Raw genomic sequence first — 10,267 nt, 5'->3', positions numbered from 1 at the left:
GAACATCAAACGGGGAACTCTTATGATATCACCAGATGCTAAGATCAAGATACAAAATTTTGGTCGTTTTCTGTCAAACATGGTAATGCCTAACATCGGTGCGTTTATCGCATGGGGCTTTATCACGGCACTCTTTATTCCTACTGGCTGGCTTCCAAATGAAACGCTAGCTTCTATGGTTGGTCCAATGATCACCTACTTGCTACCACTGCTTATCGGTTATACCGGTGGTAAACTTGTGGGTGGAGATCGCGGCGCTGTAGTCGGTGCAATCACAACTATGGGCGTCATCGTTGGTACAGATATTCCAATGTTTATGGGCGCAATGATGGTCGGCCCTCTTGGTGGTTGGGCGATTAAAAAATTCGACAACTACATTGATGGCAAAGTAAAAAGCGGATTTGAGATGTTGGTAAACAACTTCTCAGCAGGCATTATAGGTATGTTATGCGCAATTTTGGCATTCATGTTTATTGGGCCATTTGTCAAAATTCTTTCTGGTGGCCTTGCAGCAGGCGTTAACTTCCTCGTCTCAGCACACCTTCTACCTTTGACTTCTATTTTTGTTGAGCCTGCGAAGATTCTGTTCCTAAACAATGCCATCAACCACGGAATTTTCTCTCCTCTGGGTATTCAGCAAGCATCAGAAGCAGGCCAATCCATCTTCTTCTTAATCGAAGCAAACCCAGGTCCCGGTCTAGGTATTTTATTGGCGTACATGGTGTTTGGTAAAGGTACAGCTCGACAAACTGCTGGCGGAGCATCAATCATCCACTTCTTTGGCGGTATTCACGAAATCTACTTCCCATACATACTGATGAATCCACGCCTAATCCTAGCGGCAATTGCAGGCGGTATGACTGGAGTGTTCGTTCTTGTCATGTTTAATGCGGGTATCGTATCTCCAGCCTCTCCAGGTTCTATTTTTGCAGTCTTACTCATGACTCAGAAAGGGTCAATAGTCGGAGTATTAGCTTCAATTATCTCGGCAGCAGGTGTGTCGTTCACAGTGGCAGCACTGCTGATGAAAACTCAATCTTCTACAGAGGAAGATGGTGATAAAGCTGCACTGGAAAAAGCAACTTCGCAAATGAACGAAATGAAATCTGGCGCGAAATCAAATTCAGCGGTAAACGCTCAAAACAAAGGCAACATCGATCTCGCCAATGTAACTAGCATTATCGTCGCTTGTGATGCGGGAATGGGTTCAAGTGCTATGGGTGCAAGCATGCTGCGCAAAAAGATCAAAGATGCCGGTTTGAAGATCGACGTAAACAACCTTGCCATTAATAACTTAACCGAGAGCGCTGACATCGTGATTACACATAAAGATCTAACGGATCGTGCACGTAAGCATGCTCCAAATGCACACCACATTTCACTGACTAACTTCCTAGATAGCGAAATGTACAATCAGCTTGTTACCAGACTTCTTGCCGCTCAAAAAGGCCCTGCGGCAAATGACAACGATAAAATCAAGGTCTCAGTCCTTGCCGCAAATGACGATTCTTACGAGCCACAACAACCCTCGGTATTCCAGATTGCACAAGAAAACATCCACTTAGGCTTAACGGCAACCGATAAAGAAGAGGCTATCCGTTTTGCTGGCAACAAATTGGTTGAAATGGGCTATGCAGAGCCTGCATATGTTGACGCTATGTTCGAGCGTGAAAAACTCGTATCGACTTATTTAGGAGAGTCTATCGCCGTTCCACACGGAACCATTGAAGCGAAAGACAAAGTAAAGAAAACTGGTATTGTCATCTGCCAGTATCCATCAGGTATCCAATTTACTGATGACCAAGAAGATGTCGCCAAGCTAGTGATTGGCATTGCCGCCAAAAATGATGAACATATTCAAGTTATCACTACCATCACGAATGCACTCGATGAACCTGAAGCGATTGAAACACTAACGAGCACCCAAGATGTCACTAAAATTCTTAATATCTTAGGTAATCCACAAGCCGCTTAATCCTTCAATCCAAACCTTTGCTCCTGAGAGCAAACCGAGGTCAGCTGTCACCCCCTATACGGTTGACCTCACCCTAGAGTCGTTAGTTTGTATACATTCAATTGGTAGGTAAATTATGAAAAATGCAGTTCATTTCGGTGCAGGTAATATCGGGCGTGGATTTATCGGTAAATTATTGGCAGATGCAGATGTTGAAGTTACTTTCGCAGATGTTAATGCTCCACTTGTGGACCAATTAAGCCACAAGCAAGAGTACAAAGTTAAAGTCGTCGGTACAGAATGCCAAATAGACACCGTCACTCACGTTACCGCAGTCAACTCGGCGAGCGACGATGTGATTGAGCAGATCGTAAAAACAGATTTAGTTACTACGGCAGTCGGTCCAAATGTTTTAGATATCATTGCAAAAACCATTGCAACAGGAATCGCAAAGCGTTTTGAGTCTGGTAATGAGGCTCCACTCAATATTATTGCTTGTGAAAATATGGTTCGTGGTACAACACACCTCAAAGGCGAAGTTTACAAGCACCTAGATGCTTCCTTACATACAAAAGCTAACGAGTTAGTTGGCTTTGTCGACTCAGCGGTTGACCGTATTGTGCCACCAGCAGAAGCAGCCAATGATGATCCTTTAGAAGTTACTGTAGAAAGCTTCAGCGAATGGATTGTTGATGAGCAACAATTTAAAGGGGAAGTTCCCGACATTTCTGGGATGGAAAAAACCGACAACCTAATGGCCTTCGTCGAGCGGAAGCTGTTTACCCTCAATACAGGTCACTGCATTACTGCTTATTTAGGCTGTTTAAAAGGTCATCGAACCATTCGTCAGGCTATCGAAGATCCAGAAATTCGCGCAGATGTGAAACAAGCAATGCACGAAAGTGGGGAAGTTTTGATTCGCCGTTACGGGTTTGACCGCGACTTGCACAATGCGTATATAGACAAAATTCTAAATCGTTTTGCCAACCCGTATTTAGTCGATGAAGTAGACCGCGTTGGTCGCCAACCGATTCGCAAATTGGGCACAAATGATAGATTAGTGAAGCCATTACTAGGTACAATCGAGTATGGCACTGAAAACCAAACGCTTTTAAAAGGTATTGGCGCTGCTCTCAAATACACTAGCAGTGATGATCCGCAAGCAATTGAGCTTCAAAACTCACTAAAAGAGCACGGTGTTCGTCAGACACTAGCAATGTACACAGGTTTAAATGAAAACAGTGACGAGGTTGCTCAAATCGAATCACTTTTCTCAAAGCTATAAAAACAAATACCGGGAGGAGAAAACCTCCTCCCATCAACTAAAGTTTCAGTTCAGTATATGGCAGACAAAATAAATGAAACCGACATTATAGAGCGATTAAATAGCGCCCCATCGGTACGTGGTTTTTTCATCGCTACCGTTGACGTATTTAATGACTCAATCGATGCTCTAATGCAAAGAATCTTTCAAAAAGATAACTTTGCAGTACAGTCGGTTGTGGGCCCGTTGCTGCATGACTCGGGTCCGTTAGGTGATTTATCTGTCCGCTTAAAGCTACTTTTCGGCTTAGGTGTACTTCCTAATGATGTTTATCATGACATTGAGAACATCATTAAAATTAAGAATGAACTCAACAGTGACGCGACAGACTATCAATTCACTGACCCTAACGTGTTACAACCAATCAAAGAGCTTCACTTAGTTCAGAAAATGGGCATGGTACAGCTTGAAGTGGCAGAGCCAGATGACGATATAGACCTAGAGTTTTATCAACTACAACTGCAACGCCAACAGCAAATCATCAAGTCAGGGCTCTCGTTAGCTATTGTAGAGATCTGCAACGAACTCGGTAAAGATAGCCCTTTCTAACAATATCAAGTCAGTGTCAGCCTCCTATTGAGTAACAACAGGAGACAATATGTTAACAGCCGTTCTTTTCGATATGGATGGACTTATCTTCGATACTGAGTCTGTATATAAGCTTAGCTGGCAATATGCTGCTAAAGAGCAAAACCTCAGCATCAGCGATGACCTATACCAACAGTTCATCGGCGTTCAAGACTCTAAGTGCGAGAAGATGCTCTCAGAGTATTTTCAAAATACACTTGACCTGCCACGCTTTAAAAACGTTCGCGATAATCATTTCAATTTAATTAGGGATAATGGCATAACGCTAAAACCGGGCTTTGATATGCTATTCAAAGAGATTAAGCAACGAGGGCTAAGCACCGCTATAGTGACATCTTCGAGATTTCCTGAGGTCGCGCGTAACTTCTCCCAAACTAACTACCTGCCTCAGTTCGATTTAGTCATTACAGCAGAAGACGTTACACACGGAAAGCCATCCCCTGATTGCTATAAACTGGCTTATACGCAACTTGGTCTTACCGCAAAAGAATGCCTAGTGTTAGAAGACTCAAATAACGGAGTAAAAGCGGCGTTGTCAGCAGGATGCCATACCATCATGGTTCCAGATCTATTGCCACCACAAACAGAGCTTACCAACAAGGCCATGATCGTAGAGGATTTAGCTCAGGTTGTTCCGCTACTTGATTCATTTTAAATTTTGATAGATATAATAAACCGAGGCTCAGAACCTCGTGTCGGAGGACATTAAAGTTTGAAACTTTTCTCTCGTGTAGAGTTTAGTACCAAGTAGCCTAGATAAAAGAAGGTAACAATAAAGTTTGAAACTAACTTAATGCCATAACTCTCTGCACAACATAATTATGACAATAAAATTTGAAACTTTAAGTATTGTAAGAGACCTTCCTTTCTAGGCACTTAGTCATTGGTCAACCCAATCTCGCTTAGCAAACTTTTTGGATACAACGGAATAACGGACTCGTTCCGATTTAGTGCAAGAGCTCCTTTTAAATAAACAAAAGGGCTCCGCACTTACCTCAAGAGCCCAACTTCTTAATCGACTTTTAGTACTTATTATAAAGTTTCATCTGCCCTGTCTTATCAAAAGACACCACGTTAAAGCCTTTGTACTCCTGCCCTGGTCGTGCCATTCCCGGCGAATGCTGCGGCATACCGGGAGCGGCGATTCCTGAAATATTTTCAGGCCTTTCCTCAAGCAAACGCTTGATATCAGACTCAGGAACATGCCCTTCAATCATATATCCATCAATGACAGCTGTATGGCAGGACATCAGTTGACTAGGCATTCCAAACTCTTGTTTGACATAACTCCAGTCGCGAGCATGGTTAACATTCACTTCGTAGCCTTTCTTCTCCATAATTGCTGCCCATTCCTTACAGCAACCACACGTAGGCGATTTATAAAGCTCAATAACAGGCTTAGCAAAGACGTTAAAGCTCAAAATCAAAGATGAAAGTGCAATAAGTCTCAATTTTTTACTCATATAGTTACCTAACTAAAATCTATTTTACGTTAATACTGACGGCTTCATCGCCATAACTCAGCTCATACACTCCTTTTTCAGGAATCCACTCAAAGTGCTGAGTTTCATACGGCTCTACACGCAGTGTTAAATGTTTTCCAGACAAAGGGGAGAGGTCAATTGACATCGGCTCAAACGTTCTATTTAGTACCACCAACTGACTCTTCTTGCCGCTATCTATAGAAACTGAGAGTAGTCGTCCTTTGGTACCTTCATACATCCAATCCACTAATTGAAACGTTCCAAGATACTCCATGTAGTCTGCTAGATTTATCTTATCCTGTTCACTTAGTGCGTCGCCTAAAAGCTTCATAGTTTGTTCATGCTCTAGGCTGTATTTCAGGTCATTTAAGGAGCTACCTCTGATGTTTCCACCAACATTACCTCCCCCTTGACCGTAAAGCCCATGACATGCAATACATCCATATCCACCAACAGTACGAAATGTGGACTCACCGGCTGAAATTGATTCTTCTGAAGCATAGGTAAACAAGCTCATACTAAACATACTCACTAGCATGAATGAACGCTTTAACATCACCAGATTCCTTTTAGCGGCTATAAGCTCACTTTTTTAATCATGCCTGCTTCTGCATGCCCTGGAATATTGCATGCAAATTCAACCTTGCTGTCGCCGTGGAAGTGCCAAATCAGCTGTTTAGCTTTACCCGGTTTTACTGTAACTGCATTCCCAGAATCATGCATATGATGAGGCATTTTCTTCATCATTTCTCGATGTTCAAGTTGCTCTTTCGCTGAACCAATAGTGAACTCGTGATCAATCTTTCCAATATTCATAACTACAAATTGAACGACATCATTTGGTTCAATTTGTACTTCTTTTTTGAACTTGATTGTCATGTCATCTGCCAACACAACATGGACCACTTTGTCTGGTTTTGCACCTGTTGCTGGCATACCAACATCAGACATGCCTTCCATCGACATCATTGAATGATCCATTTTGCTGTGATCCATATCGTCATGATTCATATTACTATGGTCCATGCTCTCATGGTTCATAGAGCCGTGGTCCATCTTTGAGTGATCCATTATAGAGTGGTCCATTTCTGCCATTGCAGATGTTGCTGTAATTGACAGAAGTGCAGCAAGTAGTGTTTTTTTCATGTTCATATTGTGTTCCTTAGTAATTCATTCAAAAGTTTACGGGCCAAGTTCGTTCTTAGCCCGAATGTGTGTTTAGTCGTGTTTTAGTTCGCGTGTTTTCCAAAGCTTGAAAATCGCAGGAAGAACAAGAAGTGTGAGTAGCAGAGCCGATGCCATGCCACCAATCATTGGAGCAGCGATACGCTGCATTACCTCAGAGCCAGTCCCCTCACCGTACATGATTGGGATCAAACCGATAATAACAGTAAGTACCGTCATCATTACCGGGCGAACGCGCAAGCCAGCACCTTCTTGAATCGATTTACTCAAATCCTCTTCATTCAGTGATTTGCTCTGCTCTTTGGCATCCAATTTGGTGTAGTGCCAAGCTTGGTTGAGGTATACCAACATAATGACCCCAATTTCAACAGCAACCCCTGCTAGCGCGATAAAACCAACGCCTACCGCGATTGAGAAGTTGTAGCCGAGGTAATGCATGAGCCACAAGCCACCCACCATAGCTAAAGGCAGAGTCAGCATGATAATCATCACCTCACCTACGCGTCGGAAGCTGAAGTAAAGCAGTAACATGATGATGGCAATCGTGATCGGCACAACAACACCCAGACGCTCTTTCGCACGCTCCATGTATTCGTATTGACCTGACCATGCAATTGAATAACCAGCTGGCATATCAAGTTGCTCTGCAACCGCCTGTTTTGCTTCCTCAACGTAAGAGCCTAAGTCTCGACCATCGATATCTACAAACACCCAACCATTTGGACGAGCATTCTCTGTTTTAATCATCGGTGGCCCATCTTCATAGCGAACATCAGCCACATCAGCTAAGGCAATTCTAGCGCCACTAGGGGTAACCAATGGCAATTGCTTTAGCTTAACGACTGAATCACGGTAATCTTGTGGATAACGGACATTAATTGGGTAACGTTCAAGACCCTCAATGGTTTCTCCAACATTCATACCACCGACAGCGGTAGAAACTACCTGTTGTACCTCTTTAATATTAAGACCGTATCGAGCTGCCGCTGTTCGATTGATATCAATAGTGACATAGCGACCACCGGCAACACGCTCTGCGTATACAGAAGCAGTGCCGGTAATATTGTTAAGAATAGGTTCTAGTTGAGCACCTATCTTCTCAATTTCGGCTAAATCACTCCCTGCGATCTTGATTCCAATTGGTGTTTTGATGCCCGTTGCCAACATGTCGATGCGTGTTTTTATAGGCATCACCCATGCGTTAGTTAAACCAGGAAATTGAATCAAGTCATCAAACTCTTTTCGTAGCGACTCAGTTGTCACGCCCTCACGCCACTGATCACGCGGTTTAAGCTGAATAACGGTTTCAATCATAGTTAAGGGAGCAGGGTCGGTCGCTGTGTCAGCACGACCGACTTTACCCCATGTTGTCTGTACTTCAGGTACCGTCTTAATTAATTTGTTTGTCTGCTGAAGCAACTCTCGCGCTTTACCAATAGAAATACCAGGATAGGTAGTTGGCATATACATCAAGTCACCCTCATCAAGAGGAGGAATGAACTCACTACCTAGCTTCGTTGTTGGGTAATAAGCAGACCCCATAAGAGCAATAGCCAATACAATCATGCTTTTCGGGTACTTCAGACTAATATTCAGTAAGGGCTTATAAAGGGCAATTAGACCTTTATTAATAGGGTTCTTGTTCTCTGGTAATATTTTACCGCGAATAAGATATCCCATGAGTACCGGCACTAAGGTAATAGCAAGGCCTGCTGCCGCCGCCATTGCATAAGTTTTAGTAAAGGCGAGTGGCGAGAACATCTTGCCTTCTTGGCCTTCCAATGCGAATACAGGAACAAAACTTAGCGTGATGATCAGTAGCGAAAAGAACAGCGGTGCACCAACCTCTTGCGCCGCATCACCAATCACTTGCCATCGGTTTTTGTCAGTCAATGGGGTTCGTTCAATGTGCTTATGTACGTTTTCTATCATAACGATAGCACCGTCTACCATTGCGCCTATCGCGATTGCAATCCCTCCTAACGACATGATATTGGCGTTGATACCTTGCCAATGCATGACAATAAAGGCCCCTAAAATACCGACAGGCAAACTTAGCGCGATTACCAATGATGAGCGAATGTGGAATAGGAACAACGCACATACAATAGCGACAACAATGAACTCTTCTGCAAGCTTTTTCCAAAGGTTCTCAACTGCTGCATTGATTAACGTAGAACGATCGTAAGTAGCCACTATCTCAACACCATCAGGCAAGCTACGCTGAAGCTCGTTTAGCTTATCCTTTACATTACTGATCACTTCGCTCGCGTTTTCTCCAAAACGCATGACAATTACGCCACCTACGGCTTCGCCCTCTCCATTTAGTTCAGAGATTCCTCGTCTCATCTGTGGTCCGAGGTCAATATCAGCAACGTCGCCTAACAATAGTGGAGATCCCTTTTTACTTACCTTGAGAGGAAGCGCTTTAATGTCATCGATACTAGACAAGTAACCAGTGGTTCGAACCATGTGCTCAGCTTCTGCAACTTCTACTACAGACGCGCCACTTTCTTGGTTACCATTTTGAATAGCCATATTGACTTGTTGTAAGGTAAGGTCATATGCGCGTAATTTAGCTGGATCAATTTGTACTTGGTACTGTTTAACCATACCGCCAACAGTTGCAACCTCAGACACCCCATCAACGGTTTGCAGCTCATATTTCAAGAACCAATCTTGTAAGCTACGCAGCTCTGCAAGGTCATGCTTTCCAGTTTTATCTTGCAACACATAATTATAAATCCAACCCACACCTGTCGCATCTGGCCCTAGTGTTGGCTTAGCGCTTGGGGGAAGGTTTGGCGCAACCTGACTTAAATATTCGAGCACTCGCGAACGAGCCCAATACATGTCTGTGTTGTCATTGAAGATGATATACACATAGGAATCACCAAAGAACGAATATCCACGAACAGTTTCAGCGCCAGGAACCGCAAGCATAGCCGTTGTCAGCGGATAAGTGACTTGGTCTTCCACCACTTGTGGTGCCTGACCTGGGTAACTTGTTTTTATGATCACTTGTACATCAGATAGATCAGGAAGAGCGTCAACTGGAGTATTCTTTACGCTATATAATCCGCCAAAGACTAAAGCAAAAGTCGCTACCAATACCAAAAAGCGATTATTGATAGACCATCGGATGATTGCACCTATCATTACTTATCCTCTCTTTTAACTAACTCTTTGAGAAGATAATCAGAGCCTTGTTTCTCCACTAGAAACCGAACTTTGTCACCCTCCTGAAAACTTGAGAGTTCAATATCACCACCGACTGAAAAGTTGAGCTCACCTGCGTCCCATGACCAATCAGCAACTGGGGCATGATTTAGTGTCACCATACCAAAGTCCGCCATTAACATAGAGACATCACCGTCTATCCATACTTCTGTATTTATGCTCAGCTCACTTACTTTGTAATCAACGATTTCATATTGACCTGATTCAGATTTTTTCATTTCAAAGTCGATCATTTTCCCTTTTGAAAGTGGTCCCATTTCAACCTGCTCTGACACCATAAAGTTCATGGTCATTCCTGGCCAATCCCACTCTGGAACAGGCTTATGATTAATCGTTAGCATCCTATGCCCAAGCATTGCATCAGTAATTTCACCTGTTGCCCAAGCCGTTTCGGCAGTCGGTTCGATGCCATTGATTCTTGATAGGTCGGCAGACTGACTTGACTCAGAGTCCAACATGAAGTGCGCTGATGTAACAACACGATCTCCTCGT

9 protein-coding genes are annotated in these 10,267 nt (G+C 43.3%); 4 read left to right on the top strand and 5 right to left on the bottom strand.

Going from position 1 to position 10,267, the window contains the following annotated elements:
- Positions 1-22 precede the first annotated feature (22 nt).
- The 4 genes from QTO00_RS08250 (at position 23) to QTO00_RS08235 (ending at position 4,521) form a co-directional block, all read left to right on the top strand.
- On the top strand, positions 23-1,975 hold the full coding sequence (locus tag QTO00_RS08250) for a PTS mannitol transporter subunit IICBA (RefSeq protein ID WP_331424214.1): 1,953 nt from the start codon (positions 23-25) through the stop codon (positions 1,973-1,975).
- A 115-nt stretch (positions 1,976-2,090) separates the two neighbouring features.
- Complete coding sequence (locus tag QTO00_RS08245) at positions 2,091-3,239, top strand: mannitol-1-phosphate 5-dehydrogenase (RefSeq protein WP_331424210.1); 1,149 nt, start codon at positions 2,091-2,093, stop codon at positions 3,237-3,239.
- Positions 3,240-3,296: 57 nt separating this feature from the next.
- Complete coding sequence (locus QTO00_RS08240) at positions 3,297-3,827, top strand: MltR family transcriptional regulator (RefSeq protein WP_331424209.1); 531 nt, start codon at positions 3,297-3,299, stop codon at positions 3,825-3,827.
- Between the two features lie 49 nt (positions 3,828-3,876).
- Positions 3,877-4,521: an HAD family hydrolase gene (locus QTO00_RS08235; protein WP_331424208.1), complete on the top strand. Its 645-nt coding sequence runs from the start codon at positions 3,877-3,879 to the stop codon at positions 4,519-4,521.
- Between the two features lie 367 nt (positions 4,522-4,888).
- Here QTO00_RS08235 and QTO00_RS08230 read toward each other — a convergent pair whose 3' ends face one another.
- From QTO00_RS08230 to QTO00_RS08210, 5 genes are all read right to left on the bottom strand, one after another.
- Positions 4,889-5,329: a DUF411 domain-containing protein gene (locus tag QTO00_RS08230; protein ID WP_042521808.1), complete on the bottom strand. Its 441-nt coding sequence runs from the start codon at positions 5,327-5,329 to the stop codon at positions 4,889-4,891.
- Positions 5,330-5,348: 19 nt separating this feature from the next.
- Positions 5,349-5,906, bottom strand: coding sequence for a hypothetical protein (locus tag QTO00_RS08225; protein ID WP_331424207.1), 558 nt, complete (start codon positions 5,904-5,906; stop codon positions 5,349-5,351).
- A gap of 20 nt (positions 5,907-5,926) precedes the next feature.
- Entirely contained in the window at positions 5,927-6,496 is a 570-nt protein-coding gene (copI, locus tag QTO00_RS08220; RefSeq protein ID WP_331424212.1) for a copper-resistant cuproprotein CopI, read from the bottom strand.
- Between the two features lie 72 nt (positions 6,497-6,568).
- Positions 6,569-9,694, bottom strand: a complete 3,126-nt coding sequence (locus QTO00_RS08215) for an efflux RND transporter permease subunit (RefSeq protein ID WP_054963212.1) — start codon at positions 9,692-9,694, stop codon at positions 6,569-6,571.
- On the bottom strand, positions 9,694-10,267 hold a 574-nt coding region (locus tag QTO00_RS08210), incomplete at its 5' end, for a copper-binding protein (RefSeq protein ID WP_331424203.1). The genes QTO00_RS08210 and QTO00_RS08215, both read right to left, overlap by 1 nt.

The sequence above is a fragment of the Vibrio sp. M260118 genome, assembly GCF_036533755.1.
Taxonomy (GTDB): domain Bacteria; phylum Pseudomonadota; class Gammaproteobacteria; order Enterobacterales; family Vibrionaceae; genus Vibrio.
This window is presented reverse-complemented; position numbering and strand designations above follow the sequence as displayed.

What these genes read in the sequence shown, in the direction of transcription:
- QTO00_RS08240 (WP_331424209.1), top strand. Translation starts at nt 3,297, where the DNA reads ATGGCAGACAAAATAAATGAAACCGACATTATAGAGCGATTAAATAGC.
- QTO00_RS08225 (WP_331424207.1), bottom strand. Translation starts at nt 5,906, where the DNA reads ATGTTAAAGCGTTCATTCATGCTAGTGAGTATGTTTAGTATGAGCTTG.
- QTO00_RS08235 (WP_331424208.1), top strand. Translation starts at nt 3,877, where the DNA reads ATGTTAACAGCCGTTCTTTTCGATATGGATGGACTTATCTTCGATACT.
- QTO00_RS08250 (WP_331424214.1), top strand. Translation starts at nt 23, where the DNA reads ATGATATCACCAGATGCTAAGATCAAGATACAAAATTTTGGTCGTTTT.
- QTO00_RS08230 (WP_042521808.1), bottom strand. Translation starts at nt 5,329, where the DNA reads ATGAGTAAAAAATTGAGACTTATTGCACTTTCATCTTTGATTTTGAGC.
- QTO00_RS08245 (WP_331424210.1), top strand. Translation starts at nt 2,091, where the DNA reads ATGAAAAATGCAGTTCATTTCGGTGCAGGTAATATCGGGCGTGGATTT.
- QTO00_RS08215 (WP_054963212.1), bottom strand. Translation starts at nt 9,694, where the DNA reads ATGATAGGTGCAATCATCCGATGGTCTATCAATAATCGCTTTTTGGTA.
- copI (WP_331424212.1), bottom strand. Translation starts at nt 6,496, where the DNA reads ATGAAAAAAACACTACTTGCTGCACTTCTGTCAATTACAGCAACATCT.